Source organism: Actinomadura sp. GTD37 (assembly GCF_041951365.1).
Lineage (GTDB): Bacteria > Actinomycetota > Actinomycetes > Streptosporangiales > Streptosporangiaceae > Spirillospora.
Genome location: NZ_JBGNUS010000002.1, coordinates 185,850 through 202,277, shown reverse-complemented (window position 1 = coordinate 202,277; position 16,428 = coordinate 185,850). Strand labels below are relative to the sequence as shown.

The window sequence follows — 16,428 nt, the reverse complement described above, 5'->3', positions numbered from 1 at the left end:
AGGTGATCGATGACCACCGGACACCGGATCGCCGCCGCCGCGGCCGTGCTCGCGGCCGTGTTCGCCGCCGGCGCCGCCGTGCCCGGCGGCGCGGCGGCGGCCGCCGCGCCGGTCCCCGTCCCCGCGACCGGGAACGGGGCCTGGTCGGTGGGGCCCGCCAACCGCAGCGGGGCCCTCGCCGCGCGGCCCTTCTTCGCGTTCGAGGCGCCGCCCGGCAAGACCGTCCGGGACGTCGTCCGGATCACCAACCTCACGGACCGCCCCATCGCGTTCCGGCTGTACGGGGCGGACGCCTACAACACGCCCCGCGACGCCGGGTTCGCGCTCCGCACCGCCGAGGAGGCGCCCCGGGACGTCGGCGCCTGGATCTCCCTGAAGTCCCCGTCGGCGAAGATCCCGGCGCGGACCGCGAAGGAGATCCCCTTCACGTTGAAGATCCCCGCCAACGCCACCCCCGGCGAGCACATCGGCGGCGTCGTCGCGCTGAACACCGCCATCGAGAGCGTCCAGGAGGACGGCGGCGCCCGCGTCGGGGTGCGGCGGGCCGTCGGCGCCCGCGTCTACCTGCGCGTCGCCGGGCCGCTCACCCCCGGCCTGCGCGCCGCCGGCCTCGGCGTGCGGCGCAGCGACCCGGCGGTCCCGTTCGTCCAGCACGGGCGGGGGACGATCCGCTACAGCGTCGTCAACACCGGCAACCAGCGGATCTCGCCCACCGCCCGCGTCCGAGCGACCGGCGCGTTCGGCCGCGAGATCAAGCGGTGGCCCGACCGGCGGCTGCCGGAGATCCTGCCCGGCGAGCGGACCGAGATCACCCTGCCGTGGGACGACACCCCCGGCCTCGAGGCGGTCACCGTCCGGGTGGAACTGGTCGCCGCGGGCGGCATCGACGTCCGCGCGCAGACCGGGTTCGTCGTGGTGCCCTGGGTGGCGCTGCTGAGCTTCGCCGGGGGCGTGTTCCTGCTGTGGTCCGTGCTGCCCCGGCTGATCCGCCGCTGGCGGGAGCGGGCCGGGCTCGCCCCGGGCGAGAAGGGGGTCTTCCTGTGACTCTGCGCCCCGCCGCCGTCCTGCTCACCGTGCTGGCGGTCCTCGCCGTCCAGCCCGTGCCCGCGCGGGCCCTGCCCACGGCGGCCCCGCCCTCGCGGGCGGCGGCCCCCGGCGTCACCGTCGAGCCCGGCTCGGCCGCCGCCGGCACGACCGCCCGGATCCGCGGCAGCTCCTGGACGCCCGGCGCCACCGTGCAGGTCCAGGTGTGCGGCGCCGAGGCGGTGCACGGCTCGGCCGACTGCGACACCGAGCGCGGCGTCACCGCGATGGTCGCCCCCGCCGGGACGTTCGAGGCCGGGCTGACCGTGGGCGCGCCGCCCGCCGCGTGCCCCTGCGTCGTCCGCGTCGGCACGCTGCCCGGCGCGCCCGGCACGCCGGCCGCCGTCACCGCGCCGTTCACCGTCGAAGGGCACCCCGTCGAGCGCGTCCGGCCCGACGTCGCGCCCGTCCGCGCGGACGTCGTCGGCCTGGAGGTCGTCGGCGGCGGGGAGCGCGGCGAGCTGTTCGGCGGCAGGCCGGAGCGCACCCTGGTGCTGCGCGTCCGCAACGCGGGCGCCGAGCCCATCGAGAACGCGCCGCTGGTGGTCGGCTGGGGCTCCGGCGACACCCCGGACAGCCCGCTGGACGCCCCGAAGACCGGCACGCTGCGTCCGGGGCAGACCGCGACCTACCGGATCCCGGTGGTGCTGCCCCCGGCCGCCTTCGGGCAGTTCGTGGTCGGCGGCCGGTACGCGGGCTCCGTCCCGTTCGAGACGACCTTCACCACCTACCCCTGGGGCCTGCTCGGGGTGAACGCGCTCGCCGCGCTGCTCCTGCTGTTCGGCATCCGGCTGACGCTGGGCCGGCTGGCGCGGGCCAGGCGCCGCCGCCGGCTCCGCCCGGCGGCCTCCCCGGCGCCCCCGCCGCCCGCCGCCCGCCCGGCCGGGACGGTGGAGCTCACCGACGTGCTCGGCTACCTGGACTCGGTGGCGCCCTCGCCGTCCGGCGCGTACGTGCTCGACCGCGACGAGCTGATCGGCTACCTGGAGCGCCGGACCGGCGGGGCGGCGGACGCCGTCGACGCCGAGGCGCTGGAGCGGTTCCTCGCCCTGCCGAAGGAGGAGGCCCGATGACCGCGGCGATCCGCCGTGCCGCCGGGGCCGCGGGAGCGGCCGCCGCGCCGCTCGCGGGCGGGACGGTGCTGCTGCTCTCCGACGCGCTCGGCGGCGTGGTGAAGATCCCCGGCGACGTGGTCGGCTACATGGCGCTGACGGGGCTCCTGCTCGCCTGCGCCGGACTGGCCGGTGTGCTGGTGCTGGCCCGGCGGACGCGTCCGCACCGGCTGGCCGCGGCCGGCGGCGCGCTCGCCGGGCTCGCCATCGCGCTGGCGGGCGCGGTGCCCGCGGTGCCGGTGTTCGCCACCGGCCTGATGGCGGCCGGCCTCCTCGCGAGCCCGCTGCTCGCCGTGCCCCGCGCGTACGCCGCCCGGACGCCCGGCGGCGCGGCCTGGGGCCAGGCCGCCGCGCTCGCCGGGACGGCCGCCGCCGCGTGGATCGCGACCGCCCGCTCCGCCGACCCGGGCACGGCGCTGCTGGTCGCCGGAGTCCTGGCCGCCGCCCTGGCCGCGGTCTTCGCCGCCGGAGCCGGAGCCGGGGACGGGGACGGGGACGGCGCCGGCCCGCCCGTCCGCCCCGTGGCGCGGGGCGCCCTCCGGGACGTCCGGGCGGCCCTGCCCGTCCACCTGCTCACCGGATGGATCGTGGGCGCCTCCCTCACGGGCGGGCTGCATCTGCTGACGTTCCGGTGGGACCTGCTCGGCGCCGACCCCGCCCGCTACCTGGCCTGGGCGCTGCTGCCGGCGCTCGTGCTCGTCGTCGTCGGGCGCCGGGCCGCGGGCGCCGCGCAGACCGTCCCGTGGCTGCTGCTCGCGGGCGCGGCGGCGCCGCTGCTGATGGCGAGCGCGCCGGGCCCGGAACTGCTCGCCGCCGGGTTCGCGGTCGCCCTGGCCGCCGCGTGCCTGGCCACCGCCGCCCTCGACACCGCCGTACTCCGGCCGCTGCCAGAATCGCGCCTTCTGGCGGCGGCCGGCCTCACCGGAGCCGCGGCCGTGGTCGGCGGCATGGCCGGCTTCGGGTGCGCCGCCGCCCTGCGCGGGACGCTCGACGAGGGGACCGCGCTCGCGCTGACGGCCCTGCCGCCGGTCCTCGGCGCGCTCCTGGCGCTGCGCGTCCGCGGCCCCGAGCCCGCTCCGCCGCCGTTCCTGCACGTCCGCGGCCTGTCGGTCCCGCGCGGGACGGTTCCGCTGCGGCGCGCCGGGCTGGCCGCGGCGGCGGGGGAGACCATCGCGCTGTCCGGCCCCGGCGCGAGCACGCTGCTCGCCGCCCTGGCGGGCCGTGCGCCCTGCCGCGGCAGGGCGCTGCTGGGCGGCGCCGACCTGACCGCGCTCGACGCCGGGCAGCGGATGCGCCTCGGGCTGTGCCACCTCGCCGGCCCCGACCCGCGCGTCCCGGACGGCCGGCCGGTCGCCGAGGGCCTGGCCGCCCACGCCCGCGCCCTCGGGCACGCCGACCCGGACGGCGCCGCCCGCGCCGTCCTGGAGGTCTTCCCGGCGCTGCACGGCCTCGGCGGCCGGCACGCGCAGGCGCTGACGGACCCCCAGCGGACCCTGCTCTCGCTGGCCGAGGCGCTGCTCACCCGGCCCCGGCTGCTGCTGGTCGACGGCATCGCCGCCGGGCCGTGCGCGGGAGCCGTCCACGCCGTGGTGCGCCGGCTCGCCGCCGGCGGCAGCACCGTGCTGGTCGCCGTGCCGGCCGCCGCGGAGGCCCACCCGCTCGCCCGCCGCTGCTACGCCGTCGGACGCGACCGCGTCACCGAGATCCCCGTCCCCGCGCCCGAAGAGGCCCGCCGCCCCGCGGTGGCCCGCAGTACCGGAGGTTCCGCCCAGTGATCGCGATCGCCCTCGCCGCAGCGGTGCTGAGCACTCCCGCCCTGCCCCTCGCCGCCGGAGCGGCGCCCGCGCCCGCTCTCCAGGTGAGCCGCAGCGCCGACCTCGCCGAGGGCGAGACCATCACCGTCACCGGGACAGGGTTCCGGCCGGGGCTGAAGTCGGTCGCCGTGGGGCTGTGCCGGGAGGGCTACACCAACGGGCTCAAGGACTGCGACCTCGGCGGCGGCGCCACCTTCGTCAACATCGACGCCAAGGGGACGCTCCCCGAGGTCGAGCTCAAGACGCGCTCGAAGTTCAGCGGGATCGACTGCATGACGCGGCAGTGCGTCATCGGCGCGGCCCCGCTGCCGGGCGCCGTGCCGAAACCCGTCGTCGACGCCAACACCGCGGTCGTCCGCGTCGGCTTCAAGGGGTCGTCCTTCAAGGGGGGCGCCGCCGTCCGGACGTCCGCGGCGCCCGCCGCGAGCGCCGGGCCCGGCACGGGCGGCCCGTCCACTCCGCTCTGGGCCGTCACCACCGGCCTGATCGTCCTCGCCGGGGCCGTCGTCACCGTCGTCCAACGCCGCAGCCGATAACAGAAGGAGCACCACCGTGACCGGAATCAGAAGACGTGCCGGCACCGTCGCCGCGATCGCGGCGGCCGGCGTGCTGGCGCTCGCGCCGCCCGCGCTGGCCGCGCCCAAGATCAGCGCGAGCAAGACCACCGGCCTGAAGGCGGGCGACACGATCACCGTCCAGGTGACCGGCATGAGCCCGAACGAGACCTTCGTGACGCTCGGCCTGTGCAAGCCGGGCCCCAAGCTCCCGAGCGACTGCGCCGCGCAGGACACCGGCGGGGCGATGGTCGGCGGCACCGACGCCGACGGCAACTTCGTCACCAAGGACAAGTCCAAGAACGCCAAGATCAAGGTCGTCGCCAAGGCGGGCGGCGTCGACTGCACGACCAAGGCGGGGGCCTGCGTCCTCGCGGTCACCGCGCCCGGGAACCAGGGCCCCAACTCGGCCGAGATCCCGCTCAGCTTCGTCGCCGGCAGCGGCGGCGGTGGCGGTGGCGGCGGGAACGGCGGCGGCGGGAACGGCGGCGGCGGCACGGGCGGCAACGGCGGGAACGGCGGCGGCGGGGACCTGCCGAACACCGGCAGCCCCGACGGCGTCCCCACCTACGCGCTGGTCGCCTCCGCCCTCGTCATGGCCGGCGGCGCCGCACTGCTCATCATCCCGCGCCGCAGGAAGGGCAACTCGTGAACCTCGGCCGCACCCTGGCCGCGACGGCCGCCGCGACGGCGCTCGCCGCGGCCCTCCTCCCGGCCGTGCCCGCGGCGGCCGAGGAGGACGCCCCCATCGCGTTCGCCACCACCGTCAACGGCGACCCGGCGGACGTGTACGCGCCCGCCCCGTCCGACATCCGGGCCGACCTGCCGGTGGCGCTGCTGCTCCAGGGCGCCAACGTGAGCAGGTCCGCGTACGCGCGGTACGCCCGCGCGGTCGCCGAGTACGGCTTCGTCGTCGTCGTGCCCGACCACCACCGCGTCATCTTCGGGCAGAGCGGCCTGTTCGCCGAGGAGGCCCAGGCGTCGTGGACCGTCGCCTGGGCGCGGGGCGAGGACGCCCGCGCCGCCTCACCGCTCAAGGGCAGGATCGACACCGGCTCCCTGGTGCTGCTCGGCCACTCGTTCGGCGGCGCGGCGGCGCTCACCCTCACCACGGGCGCGTGCGCGCCGCCGTTCTGCGCCGAGCCCGCCGCCAAGCCGGCCGAGCTGAAGGGCGCCGCCCTCTTCGGCACGAACAACACCCCGCCGGGCGGAACGGCCAACCCGCCGGTCGCCAACACCGTCCCGGTCGCCCTCGTGCAGGGGACCGCGGACGGCATGGCCGCGCCGGCGGCGGCCGAGGGCACCTATGCCGCGATCCAGGCGCCGCCGAAGATGCTCGTGTCCGTGACCGGCGCCAACCACTACGGGATCACGGACGCGCAGAACCCGGCGGGAGCCGCCCCGGACCCGTCCGCCCAGACGGTCTCCCAGGAGACGAGCATCAAGGCGTCCGCCCGCTGGAGCGCCATGTTCCTCCGCACCGTCCTGGGCGACGCCTGGTCGGGCGTCTGGCTGTGGGGCGTCGGGGACGCCGTCGACCCGTCCGTGACCGTCCGCTACGTCCGCTGACGCGGATCGGCAGGGAGGCCCCCGCAGGTGCCGAGGGACCGGCCTGCGGGGGCCTTTCCGCTCTCCCTCTCCGCCGCACCCCGCCGGCCCAGCGGGCCCGGGGCGAAACACTGGAGGCGCCATGGCGTTCGACGCGATCATCGTGGGCGCCGGGCCGGGCGGGCTGGCCTGCGCGATCGCGGCGGCCGACGCGGGCGCGCGCGTGCTCGTCCTGGAGAAGGCGGCCGACATCGGCGGCGCGCTGCCCTACTCCGGCGGGCACCTGTCCGCCGGGGGCTTCTCCGCCCAGCGGGAGCGCGGCATCGCCGACGACCCCGAACGCCACTTCGCCGACATCCTGCGGATCAGCCGGGGCACCGGGCGGGAGGACCTCACCCGGCTCTCGCTCGGCGAGCAGCCCGCCGTGCTCGAATGGCTCTTCGCGGCGGGCTACGAGATCGACCCGGCGACCCCGCGCGTCGTCCACGGGCACGAGCCGTACACGACGCCGCGGACCGTCCACGCGGCCGAGACGCCGGGCGGCCCGGCGATCCTGCGGGCGCTGCGCCGGCTGCTCGAACCCCACACCGCGGCCGGACGGATCGAGGTGCGGTGCGGGGCCCGCGTCACCGGGCTGCTCACCGCCGGCGGCGCCGTCACCGGCGTGACCGAGGCCGGCGGCCGGCGCACGCGGGCGCCGGCGGTCGTGCTGGCGACCGGCGGCTTCGGCCACGCCCCCGCCCTGTTCGCCGAGCTGGAGGGCGCGCCGCTCACGACCTCGGCCGCGCCGACCTCCACCGGCGACGGCCTGCTCATGGCGCGCCGGATCGGGGCGGCGCTGCAGGGCCTCGGCCAGTACATCCCGACGTTCGGCGGCCTGCCCCCGCAGGGCGACGACCCGCGCGTGGACTGGCTGAACCGGCCGCAGCTGGTGGCGACCGAGCGCCCGCCGTGGGAGATCTACGTGGACCGGCACGGCCGGCGGTGGATCGCGGAGGACGAGCCGAGCATCGACCGCAAGGAGCGGGTGCTCACCGGCATCGACCGGATGACGTTCTGGATGGTCTTCGACTCCCGGGCGCTGCGCGAGTCCCGTCCCATGGTCCACGGCTGGAGCCCGGAGGAACTGGACGCCCGCTGCGGGCGCAGGCGCGGCCTGCACCGGGCCGGCGACCCCGCCGGGCTCGCGCGGCTCGCGGGCGTCGACCCGGACGGCCTGACCGCCGAGATCGCGCGGTACAACGCCGCCGTCGCCGCGGGCGCCGACCCCGCGTTCGGCCGCCGCCACCTGCCCGCGCCGATCGCCGAGCCGCCGTTCTACGCCGTCGAGAACCACCCCGTCACGCTCATCACGTTCGCGGGGCTCGACGTCGACGCCCGGCTCCGGGTGCGGCGCGAGGACGGCGGGGCCGTCCCCGGCCTCTACGCGGTGGGGGAGGTCATCGGCTCCGCCGCCGTCAACGGCAACGCGTTCTGCTCGGGCATGTGCCTCACGCCCGCGCTCGCCTTCGGCCGCCTCGCCGGACGGCGCCTGGCCGCTGAGCGCGAAGGCTCAGTGCGCGAAGCCTCAGTGCGCGAAGGCGAACCCGGCCGCGCGTAGCCTCGCGGACGTGACCGGCACCTCCGGCGTCCTGATCTCGCCCCGGTAGGTCAGCTCCGGCAGCCCCTCGGCGGCGCAGATCTCCGCGAAGGCCGCCGCGTTCGTCGGCGGGACCTCCGCGTCCGGGCACGCGTTGTAGACGCCGGTCAGCCCCTCGCTCACCACGAAGTCGAGCGCCGCCGCCGCGTCCCGGTAGTGGATCCGGTACAGCAGCGCGCCGGACGAGAACGGGACGCTCCCGCCCAGCACCTCGTGGGCGAACCGCACCCGGGCGGGGTAGTCGATGTCGCGGGGATGGCCGTACACGTCCGGGATGCGCACCACCGCGCCGCCCGGCGAGGCCAGCACCGCGTCCTCCGCCGCGATGAAGTTGCGCGGCGACGCGTCCTCGGCGTCGGTGGTCGGGCCGCTCTCGTCGAGCACCGTCCCGCCGCCCGCGCCGTAGACCGACGTCGAGCTGGTGAACACCACCCGCGGATGGACGGCGACGGCGGTCCGCGCGCTCGCCGTGAGCGTGCCGGCGTACTCGGCCACCCGCTGGGCGGCGTCGAAGGACCGCGAGAGCCGCGGGCTCACCGTCAGCACCACCGCGTCGGCGCCGCGGGCCGCCGCCGCCACGGCCGCCTCGTCCGCGCCGCGCAGCACGGCGACGTCCGAGCACACCTCCTTCAGCTCGCCGACCCGCTCGGCGGACGTGGTGGTCCCGAGGACCTCGTGCCCCCGCCCGGTCCAGCGCCGGGCGAGCTCCATCCCGACGTTCCCGCATCCGATCACCACGTACCGCATGGCACTCCTCAGTTTGGAAACAACGTTTCCATCCTGTCACGCCGGGTGCGCCCGATCCATCGATCCCCCGCACCGGGACGGCCTCTCCTGACGGCCCGCGGGCGTCGGCGCCACTCGCGGGGCCCTGACGGCACCACCCGCGCCGGTGCCGGGCGTCCCTCCCGCGCGGGACCTTCGCCTCTTACCCGCGCGGGCCCCGCGGCCGGACGCTGGACGGAGAAGCAGCCTGGAGCAGAGGAGACGGTCCAATGAGGGAGATGCTGGTCGTCCACCGCGAGGACGACGCCTTCGCCGTGCTCGTCCGGGACCACGTGATCCACGTGGACCAGCCGTACTCGGCGGGCGGAGCGGACACCGGGCCCACCCCGGTGGAGCTGTTCGTCGCGTCGCTGGCCGCGTGCGCGGCCCACTACGCGCGGCGTTACCTGACCCGGCACGGCCTGCCCGCGACCGGGCTGGAGGTCACCGCGGGCTTCGCCATGGGCCCGAGCGTCCCGGCCCGGGTGTCGCGCGTCGACCTGCGGCTGCGGCCGCCCGCCCGGCTGTCGGATGCGCAGGTCGCGGGGATGATGGCCGCGGTGGAGCGCTGCACGGTGCACAACTCGCTGCTCGACCCGCCGCGCGTCGGCGTCTCCCTGGAGAGCCCGGTCCGGGCCGCCTGACCGGGCGGGTCAGCGCCGCCGGGCGCCTCCGGGGGCGCCGGCGGCCAGCAGTCCCGCGCCGAGCGCGGTGGCCATGCCGCCGAGGCAGCCCGCGAGGAGCGTCACCTGCCACGCCTGGTAGGCCGACATCAGCGAGGCGCGCAGCATCTCGCCCGTGAAGGCGGTCCGCTGGAGTTCGGCCAGCCGCTCGCCGGAGCCGCCGTCCGCCTTCGCCGCGGCGATCTCGGCGCCGAGCCGGGCGTAGCTGCGGCCGCCGGTCGCGCCGGTGAGATTGTGCTTGATCAGCGCGGCGTAGGCGCGCGCCTGCCGGCCCGTCTCCACCCGCCGCCCGGCGAAGGACGCGAGGCCGTCCGGCAGCCGCTCCGCCGGAAAGGCGATCTCCTGCGCGGCCAGCTCGGCGCGGATCTCTCTCCTGCCGTACGCGGCGCGCGCCATCATGGCCGGGCCGGCGACGAGCATGGCGACGCCGGCGGCGCCGAGCGGGGACGAACCGGGCCAGGGCCTCGTGCGCATCTGCGGTACCTCTCCTTCAGGGTGTTCCACGGTCCCTCCGAGACTGCCGCGGCGGCGGGCCGGCCGAGTGAGGGCTTAGGTCCTCTTCACACGGGCCTTTGGACCTCGGCGCGTACCGCTCTCCGGGACGGCGGCCGCTCGTTCCGCGGCCGGCCGTGTTGAGTACGGTTGGACGGCTTCGACGCGTCCAAGGAGGCCCGGATGTCCTTTCCACTGCCCAACGTCTCCCACGACCTCACCGGCCAGGTCGCCCTGGTGACCGGGGCCACGTCGGGACTGGGCCGCCGTTTCGCCAGGACGCTCGCGGCCGCCGGGGCCGCGGTGGCGGTCGCGGGACGGCGCGCCGAGCTGCTGGAGACCCTCGTGAAGGAGATCGAGGAGGACGGCGGCCGCGCGTTCGCCGTCCCCCTGGACGTCCGGGACGCGGAGGCGATCGGCGCCGCCGTCGCCGCCGTGGAGGAGGCGCTCGGGCTGATCACGATCCTGGTCAACAACGCCGGGATCCCGGACGCCGCGCTCGTGCACAAGATGAGCGTGGAACTGCTGGACTCGGTGCTGGACACGAACATCCGCGGCCCGTGGCTGCTGGCGACCGCGGTGGGCCGCCGGCTGATCGAGGAGGGCAGGCCGGGCCGGATCGTGAACATCTCCTCGCTGGCCGCCTTCTACGTGGCGACCAGCGGCACGGCGCTGTACTCGACCACCAAGGCCGCGCTGAACCGGATGACCGAGGCGCTCGCGGTGGAGTGGGCGCGCAACCACATCAACGTGAACGCGATCGCCCCGGGCAACTTCTCCTCGGAGATGATGGACGGCATGATCGAGCGCGTGGGCGACTTCACCGGCATGCTGCCGCGCAAGCGGATGGGGGACCCGGCCCAGCTGGACAGCACCCTGCTCTACCTCGTGTCGCCGGCCTCGGAGTTCGTCACCGGCGCCGTCATCAAGGTCGACGACGGCCAGCTCCCCCGCTGACCGCCGCCGCCCCCGCGCCGGAGGCGGCGCTACCGGCGGAGTGAGACGCGCACGTCGCCGCCGTCCGGCCGGACCGCGTCCAGCATTCCGCCGGGGATGCGGAACACCCGGCCGGGCGCCGCGGGCCACGGCAGCCGCCGTTCGGCGACGGTGCGGCCGTCCTGGACGACGGCGACGCGGGGGAAGGGCACGTACTCGTCCACCCAGGCCAGCAGCCGCCCGCGCGCGGGGCCGCGGCCGTCCGGCCGGTGCGTCGCCGGGGAGATCCAGCGCAGCGGCTCCGCCGCGACGATCCGGACGCCGCCGCCGGGGCCCTTCCCGCCGGCCAGATGGTCGAGGACGCTCCCGGCCACGTGCGCGCCGTCGATGGCCGCGACGTCCGCGGTGTCCGCGGGATGCAGCAGGTTCCCCGCGGCGAAGACCTCCGGGCGGCTCGTGCGGAGCCCGCCGTCGACGACCGGGCCGAGCGTGCCGGGGTCGAGGTCGAGGCCCGCGGCGCGGGCCAGCTCGTTGTCGGGGATCCAGTCGCCGGTGAACACGACCGTGTCGCAGGGCACGACGTGCCGCCGGCCGGTGCCGGCGTCCTCGATCTCCACGGCCTCGACGCGGCGCTTGCCGATGATCCGGGTGACGCGGGTGCGGATGCGCAGCGGGACCCGCAGCGCGAGCCTGCCCGCGACGGGCAGCGCCGCGTACGCCTCGCCGCGCGGCCGCTCCGTGGTCATGAGGACGGTCCGGCAGCCGGCCTCGCGGAGCGTCAGCACGGCCGACCAGCTGACCAGCTCGCTGCCGACGACGACCGCGCGGCGGCCCGGTTCGCGGTGGTGCAGGTGGACGAGGTTCTGCAGGTGGCCGGTGGTGTAGACGCCGTCCGGGCGGTCCCCGGGCACCAGCCGCGCCGTGCGCGGGCGCTCCCGGGCGCCCGTCGCCAGGACCACCGCGCCGGCGCCGACCTCGTACAGGCCGTCCGGTGCGGTGACCTCCAGCCCGCCGCCGGGGGACCAGCCGGTCACCATCGCGCCGGTGCGGATCTCGGCGCCCGCCCGCTCCGCGCCGCGCACCATGCGCCGCGCGTACTCCGGCCCGGTCAGGACCCGGTGCAGGTCGCGGACGCCGAATCCGGTGTGGGCGCAGTGCCGGGGGATGCCGCCCGCCCGCTGCTCCCGTTCGAGGACGAGGGTCCGGCCGGGGAAGTGCCGCGCGAGTTCCGCGGCGGCCCGCAGCCCGGCCGGGCCCCCGCCGACGATGGCCACCGCGGGTGTCAGCCGGGTGCGCGTCGTGCTCATCGTTCGCCCTCCTCGTCGGTCTGCCCGCCCGGGGCCCGCGACGCCTGCTCCAGCATCCCGGTGATGTTCGCGCCGCAGTAGAACCCCTGGCACCGCCCGTTCATGGCCCGGGTGCGGCGGCGCAGCCCGTCGACGTCGCGGGGCGGGATCGTGCCGGCGAGCGCGTCCCGTATCTCCCCGCGGGTGACGCGCTCGCAGAAGCACACGATCGAGCCGTACTCCGGGTCCGCGGCGATGCGGGCGGCGTCGGCGTACGGCCGGAGGAACGCCTCGCCGATGTTGGGCATGCGCGGCGGCTCCGGCAGGTCGGCGCGCTCGCGCAGCTCCAGCCCCGCCTCGCCCAGCAGGCCCAGCAGGTGCTCGGCGACCGCCATGCTCGACGTCAGGCCGGTGGAGCGGATGCCCCCGGCGACGGCGTAGCGCCGCGCGGCGTCGACCTCGACGGTGTAGTCGGGGACGTCGCTGGCCGCGCGCAGCCCCGCGTAGGTCGCGGTGACCTCCTCGCGCGTCAGCCGCGGCATGATGCGCTCGCCGCGCTCAAGCAGGAACGCGTACCCGTCCTCGGTGGTCGAGGTGTCGGCGCGGTCGGTCATGTCCTCGGCGGTCGGCCCGAGCATGACGTTGCCGTAGATCGTCGGGCTGATCAGCACGCCCTTGCCGAGCTTGGACGGCACCGGCAGCACGATCCTGTCCACCAGCGGCCGGGCCTGCTTGTCGTAGACGAGCAGCTCGCCGCGCCGGGGGTGGAGGTGGAACCGGTCGTGGCCGAACTGTGCGTCCAGCACGTCGCCGCCCAGCCCGGCGGCGTTGACGACCCACCGGGCGCGGACGTCGCCGCCGCTGGTGTGCAGGACGGTCGCGCCGGGCTCCGCGGTGACGGACTCGACGCGGTGCGACCGCAGCAGCCGCGTCCCGCGCCGGACCGCGTCGGTGGCCAGCGCGAGGGTCGTCGTCCAGGTGCAGATGATGGACTCGCCGGGCACCGCGAGCCCGCCGAGGGCGCCGGGCCCGAGCGACGGGACCTGCCGGTACACCTCGTCCGGGCCGACGATCTCGCCGTCGTCGTAGCCGTTCCGCTCCGCCTTGGCCTTGAGGCCCGGCAGCGCGGCGAGCTGCTCGTCGTCCCAGGCCACGAGGAGCGCCCCGGTCGGCTCCCAGGGGATGCCGGTACGGCCGGCATAGTCCTTGAGCAGGCGGTACCCCTCGGCGACGAGGCGCGCCTCCAGGGTGCCGGGGGTCGCGTCGAACCCGGTGTGCAGGATCGCCGTGTTGGCCTTGCTGGTGCCGTCCCCGACGTCGTCGCGCGCGTCCAGCAGCACGACGTCCAGCCGGTGCCCCGACAGTGCGCGGGCGATGGCCGAGCCGACGACGCCCGCTCCGATCACCGCGACGTCGGCGACCGGCCCGGACGGCGGCGCGGTCTGCGGCGCGGTCTGCGGTGCGGTCACTTCTCCTCCTTGCCGATCGCGGAACTCTCGACGGCCGCCCGCCAGCGCGCCCGGAAGGCGGCCGCCTCGCCGGCGCCGATCCGCGGCGTGTACGCGGTGTCCGGCGACCACTCGACGATCGCGTCCGGCAGCGGACGCGCCGGGTCGAGGGCGCTGCGGGCGAACGCGACGGCGCCGAGCGCGGTGGCGTGCTCGGACGGGAACACCTCGACGCGGGTCTGCAGCAGGTCCGCGACGGACTGCATCAGGACCCGGCTGCGGGTGAGGCCGCCGTCGACGCGCAGCCGCGGCAGGGCGGCGCCGATGTCGCGCGCCGCGCAGTCCGCGAGCTCCGCGACCTGCGCGGCGATGCCGTCGAGCACCGCCTTGACCAGGTGCCCGGCCGAGGTGGACAGCGTCATGCCGGTGAACGAGGCGGTGGCCCCCGGCGCCCACCACGGCGCCGAGAGCCCGGCCAGCGCGGGCACGCACAGGACGCCGTCGGCGTCCGGCGCGGCCACCCGGTCGAGCTCCGGCGCGCCGGCGATCAGGCCGAGGTCCTGGAGCCAGCGCACCGCCGACGCGGCGGTGGGGACCTGCCCGTCCAGGCAGTACGAGGTCTGGCCGCGGACCCGCCACGCCACCGACGCGGCCAGTCCCGACCCGGACCGGACCGGCGCCGTGCCCATGTTGGCCAGCAGGAAGGCGCCGGTGCCGAACGTGCACTTGGCCTCGCCCGGGTCCAGGCACCGCTGGGCCAGCAGCGCGGCCTGCTGGTCCACGACCAGGCCGCCCACCGCGGCCCGGCCGCCGAACGCCGAGGTCTCGCCGACGATCTCGTCGCAGGCCGCGATCCGCGGCAGCGGCTCGTCCGCGAGCCCGAACACCTCCAGCAGCTCGGGGCTCCAGGCGGCGGTGTCCAGATCGGTGATCAGCGACCGGGACGCCGTCGCGGCGTCGGTGACGAACTCGCCGGTGAGCCGGTGCAGCAGCCAGGCGTCGGACGTGGTGACGACGCCCTCGCGGGTGAGCCGGTCCCGGATCCAGCGCATCTTCGGCGCGGAGAAGTACGGGTCGAGCACCAGGCCGGTGCGGCGGCCCACCAGCTCGGCCCACTCCGCGCGCTCGGCGCAGATCCCCGCCGACCTGCGGTCCTGCCACACGATCGCGGGGGTGAGCGGCTCGCCGGTGGCGGGGTCCCAGGCGAGGACGGTCTCGCCCTGGTTGGCGAGCGTCACGCAGTCGACCGGCGTGCCCGCCTCGGCCACGGCGCGCCGCCCCGACTCCAGCACCGAGCCGAGGAGCTCTCCGGGGTCCTGCTCGACCCCGCCGCCGGACAGGTAGCGGGGCCGCACCGGCAGTTCGACCACGCTCAGCACCCGGTCGGAGCCGTCCACGACCATCGCCTTGGTCCCCGAGGTGCCCTGGTCCACGGCCAGCACGGTGCTCACGGCCGGCCTCCGGAGGCCCGGTTCGGCCGTCCGGGCGCCTCGTCGTCCGGGGCCTTCTCGCCCAGGACCTTCTCGTCCAGGACCTTCTCGTCCAGGACCTTGTCGATGTCGTGCATGTCCGGCATGGCGAGCCCCTTGGTCCCGTGCCGGATCAGCAGGTAGGCCAGGTAGACCGCGCCGATCGCCGACATCGCCGCGACGTAGCGCCAGGGCTCGGCGAAGGACGCGTCCCGGAAGATCATCAGCTCGTAGACCAGCCAGCCGACGGCCACCACCAGCACCGGGATCTCCCAGCGGCCGAGCTCGAAGCCCCGGGACGGCGGCAGGTTCCGCCGCTTGGCGAGGTACAGCGCCACCGTCGCCGCGTAGATGATCGCGGGCAGCAGGGTCGCGGCGGAGAACAGCGAGAACAGCGCCTGGGTGGAGCGGGCGAACAGCGCGAGCAGGATCTGCGCGACCACGAACATCAGCACGGCGGCGTTCATCGGGGTGCCGGTCGAGGGGTTGATGCGGCGCAGCACCTGCCAGCCGGGGAAGCGCCTGTCCCGCGCCATCGCCCACACCAGCCGGGCCCCGCTCAGCAGGATCACCAGCCCGCAGGAGAAGATCGAGACGACCACGAGCACCAGCAGGCCCTTGCCGACGTAGGAGCCGAGCACGCGGGTGATGACGTCCGCCACCGGGGTGTCGGACTCCGCCAGCGCGGACGGGTTCTCCGCCAGCGCGGTCACCGCCACCAGGAACAGCATGCCGAGGACGCCGAGCCCGATCACGGCCTGCGCCATCGCCTTGGGCACCACGCGGGCGGGGTCCTTGGTCTCCTCGGCGAGGTTCGCCGCCGACTCGAAGCCGACGATGGTGAACGCGCCGAGCAGGAAGCCGAGCGCCCACGGCCCGACCGAGGTCGCCCCGCCCAGGGAGTAGTAGCCGCCGCTCGGGACGTCCCCCTTGCTGAACAGGGTGCCGAAGTCGAGTTCGCCGGTGAAGGCGCCCACGGCGAACAGCAGCACGGTCAGCGAGACCATGCCGATCAGCTGGATGGTGACCGCGACGGTGTTGACCCGCTGCGTCGCGCGGGTCGACAGGGCGACCAGGATCGCCTGGAGGAGGACCACCACGCCGGTGATGACCCACGCGTTCTGGCTGGTGCCCTCGTACTGGAACAGCACCGGCAGGATCGTCGCGGCGATGGTGTAGTCGACGGCGCACACCACGACCGCGAGGAAGGTGAACGAGATCCAGCCCATGATCCAGCCCAGCACCGGGTTGGCCAGCCGCGACGCCCACTGGTAGGCGTAGCCGCTGACCGGGATCCGGGCGGCGAGCGCGCCGAAGATCAGCGCCACGCACAGCTGGCCGACCACGACGACCGGCCACGTCCAGATGCCCATCGGGCCGGAGCTCTGCAGCACCGACCCGTAGGCGGTGAAGATCCCGGTCGCGATGGACACGAACCCGAACGCCACCGCGAAGGAGGCGTACCAGCCCAGCTCGCGCTTGACCTCCTGCGCGTAGCCGAACTCCGAGAGGCCGTCACCGGACGCGTTCCCGGCCGGCGGACCCGGCGCCGCGCCGCGGGGCGGCGTGGAAGAATCGGCCATTGATCGTCTCCTTGCG

The 16,428-nt window shown here is 76.4% G+C and carries 15 protein-coding genes; 9 read left to right on the top strand and 6 right to left on the bottom strand.

All coding sequences use genetic code 11. From position 1 onward, the window contains the following. The first annotated feature begins 9 nt into the window (after nucleotides 1-9). The 7 genes from ACA511_RS15025 (at nucleotide 10) to ACA511_RS14995 (ending at nucleotide 7,711) form a co-directional block, all read left to right on the top strand. Nucleotides 10-1,044, top strand: a complete 1,035-nt coding sequence (locus ACA511_RS15025) for a WxL protein peptidoglycan domain-containing protein (protein ID WP_375024913.1) — start codon at nucleotides 10-12, stop codon at nucleotides 1,042-1,044. Continuing rightward, nucleotides 1,041-2,156 (top strand): hypothetical protein, encoded by a 1,116-nt coding sequence (locus ACA511_RS15020; protein ID WP_375024912.1) that lies wholly within the window; start codon nucleotides 1,041-1,043, stop codon nucleotides 2,154-2,156. The genes ACA511_RS15025 and ACA511_RS15020 overlap by 4 nt, the downstream gene beginning before the upstream one ends. Beyond that, nucleotides 2,153-3,970 carry a hypothetical protein gene (locus ACA511_RS15015; RefSeq protein ID WP_375024910.1) on the top strand — a complete coding sequence of 606 codons (1,818 nt, stop codon included), beginning with the start codon at nucleotides 2,153-2,155 and terminating at the stop codon, nucleotides 3,968-3,970. The genes ACA511_RS15020 and ACA511_RS15015 overlap by 4 nt, the downstream gene beginning before the upstream one ends. Further along, entirely contained in the window at nucleotides 3,967-4,545 is a 579-nt protein-coding gene (locus tag ACA511_RS15010) for a neocarzinostatin apoprotein domain-containing protein (RefSeq protein ID WP_375024909.1), read from the top strand. Before ACA511_RS15015 ends, ACA511_RS15010 begins: the two co-directional genes overlap by 4 nt. Before the next feature lie 16 nt (nucleotides 4,546-4,561). Then, complete coding sequence (locus ACA511_RS15005; RefSeq protein ID WP_375024908.1) at nucleotides 4,562-5,215, top strand: neocarzinostatin apoprotein domain-containing protein; 654 nt, start codon at nucleotides 4,562-4,564, stop codon at nucleotides 5,213-5,215. After that, nucleotides 5,212-6,132 (top strand): hypothetical protein, encoded by a 921-nt coding sequence (locus tag ACA511_RS15000; protein ID WP_375024907.1) that lies wholly within the window; start codon nucleotides 5,212-5,214, stop codon nucleotides 6,130-6,132. Before ACA511_RS15005 ends, ACA511_RS15000 begins: the two co-directional genes overlap by 4 nt. A gap of 121 nt (nucleotides 6,133-6,253) precedes the next feature. Then, complete coding sequence (locus tag ACA511_RS14995) at nucleotides 6,254-7,711, top strand: FAD-dependent oxidoreductase (RefSeq protein WP_375024906.1); 1,458 nt, start codon at nucleotides 6,254-6,256, stop codon at nucleotides 7,709-7,711. Here the strand turns inward: ACA511_RS14995 and ACA511_RS14990 are convergent. After that, the gene (locus ACA511_RS14990) at nucleotides 7,679-8,497 is read right to left on the bottom strand and encodes an NAD(P)-binding domain-containing protein (protein ID WP_375024905.1); all 819 of its coding nucleotides are present in this window, start codon (nucleotides 8,495-8,497) and stop codon (nucleotides 7,679-7,681) included. The genes ACA511_RS14995 and ACA511_RS14990 overlap by 33 nt on opposite strands. Before the next feature lie 248 nt (nucleotides 8,498-8,745). Between ACA511_RS14990 and ACA511_RS14985 the strand changes: the two genes are divergently transcribed. Further along, nucleotides 8,746-9,159: an OsmC family protein gene (locus tag ACA511_RS14985; RefSeq protein WP_375024904.1), complete on the top strand. Its 414-nt coding sequence runs from the start codon at nucleotides 8,746-8,748 to the stop codon at nucleotides 9,157-9,159. A 9-nt stretch (nucleotides 9,160-9,168) separates the two neighbouring features. Here ACA511_RS14985 and ACA511_RS14980 read toward each other — a convergent pair whose 3' ends face one another. Then, entirely contained in the window at nucleotides 9,169-9,672 is a 504-nt protein-coding gene (locus tag ACA511_RS14980) for a hypothetical protein (protein WP_375024903.1), read from the bottom strand. A 201-nt stretch (nucleotides 9,673-9,873) separates the two neighbouring features. Between ACA511_RS14980 and ACA511_RS14975 the strand changes: the two genes are divergently transcribed. Then, nucleotides 9,874-10,647 carry an SDR family NAD(P)-dependent oxidoreductase gene (locus tag ACA511_RS14975; protein ID WP_375024902.1) on the top strand — a complete coding sequence of 258 codons (774 nt, stop codon included), beginning with the start codon at nucleotides 9,874-9,876 and terminating at the stop codon, nucleotides 10,645-10,647. A 29-nt stretch (nucleotides 10,648-10,676) separates the two neighbouring features. Here the strand turns inward: ACA511_RS14975 and ACA511_RS14970 are convergent, their stop codons facing one another. From ACA511_RS14970 to ACA511_RS14955, 4 genes are read right to left on the bottom strand one after another with little or no spacing between them, the layout of a single operon-like run. Further along, complete coding sequence (locus ACA511_RS14970; protein ID WP_375024901.1) at nucleotides 10,677-11,933, bottom strand: NAD(P)/FAD-dependent oxidoreductase; 1,257 nt, start codon at nucleotides 11,931-11,933, stop codon at nucleotides 10,677-10,679. After that, nucleotides 11,930-13,381 carry an NAD(P)/FAD-dependent oxidoreductase gene (locus ACA511_RS14965; RefSeq protein WP_375024900.1) on the bottom strand — a complete coding sequence of 484 codons (1,452 nt, stop codon included), beginning with the start codon at nucleotides 13,379-13,381 and terminating at the stop codon, nucleotides 11,930-11,932. Before ACA511_RS14965 ends, ACA511_RS14970 begins: the two co-directional genes overlap by 4 nt. Then, nucleotides 13,378-14,811: an FGGY family carbohydrate kinase gene (locus ACA511_RS14960; RefSeq protein WP_375024899.1), complete on the bottom strand. Its 1,434-nt coding sequence runs from the start codon at nucleotides 14,809-14,811 to the stop codon at nucleotides 13,378-13,380. The genes ACA511_RS14965 and ACA511_RS14960 overlap by 4 nt, the downstream gene beginning before the upstream one ends. After that, nucleotides 14,808-16,412, bottom strand: coding sequence for an amino acid permease (locus tag ACA511_RS14955; RefSeq protein WP_375024898.1), 1,605 nt, complete (start codon nucleotides 16,410-16,412; stop codon nucleotides 14,808-14,810). Before ACA511_RS14955 ends, ACA511_RS14960 begins: the two co-directional genes overlap by 4 nt. Nucleotides 16,413-16,428 lie beyond the last annotated feature (16 nt).

Bases quoted from the DNA above. Each gene is read 5' to 3' on its own strand.
- ACA511_RS15025 (WP_375024913.1), top strand. From the start codon at position 10: ATGACCACCGGACACCGGATCGCCGCCGCCGCGGCCGTGCTCGCGGCC.
- ACA511_RS15015 (WP_375024910.1), top strand. From the start codon at position 2,153: ATGACCGCGGCGATCCGCCGTGCCGCCGGGGCCGCGGGAGCGGCCGCC.
- ACA511_RS14995 (WP_375024906.1), top strand. From the start codon at position 6,254: ATGGCGTTCGACGCGATCATCGTGGGCGCCGGGCCGGGCGGGCTGGCC.
- ACA511_RS14990 (WP_375024905.1), bottom strand. From the start codon at position 8,497: ATGCGGTACGTGGTGATCGGATGCGGGAACGTCGGGATGGAGCTCGCC.
- ACA511_RS14985 (WP_375024904.1), top strand. From the start codon at position 8,746: ATGAGGGAGATGCTGGTCGTCCACCGCGAGGACGACGCCTTCGCCGTG.
- ACA511_RS14980 (WP_375024903.1), bottom strand. From the start codon at position 9,672: ATGCGCACGAGGCCCTGGCCCGGTTCGTCCCCGCTCGGCGCCGCCGGC.
- ACA511_RS14975 (WP_375024902.1), top strand. From the start codon at position 9,874: ATGTCCTTTCCACTGCCCAACGTCTCCCACGACCTCACCGGCCAGGTC.
- ACA511_RS14970 (WP_375024901.1), bottom strand. From the start codon at position 11,933: ATGAGCACGACGCGCACCCGGCTGACACCCGCGGTGGCCATCGTCGGC.
- ACA511_RS14955 (WP_375024898.1), bottom strand. From the start codon at position 16,412: ATGGCCGATTCTTCCACGCCGCCCCGCGGCGCGGCGCCGGGTCCGCCG.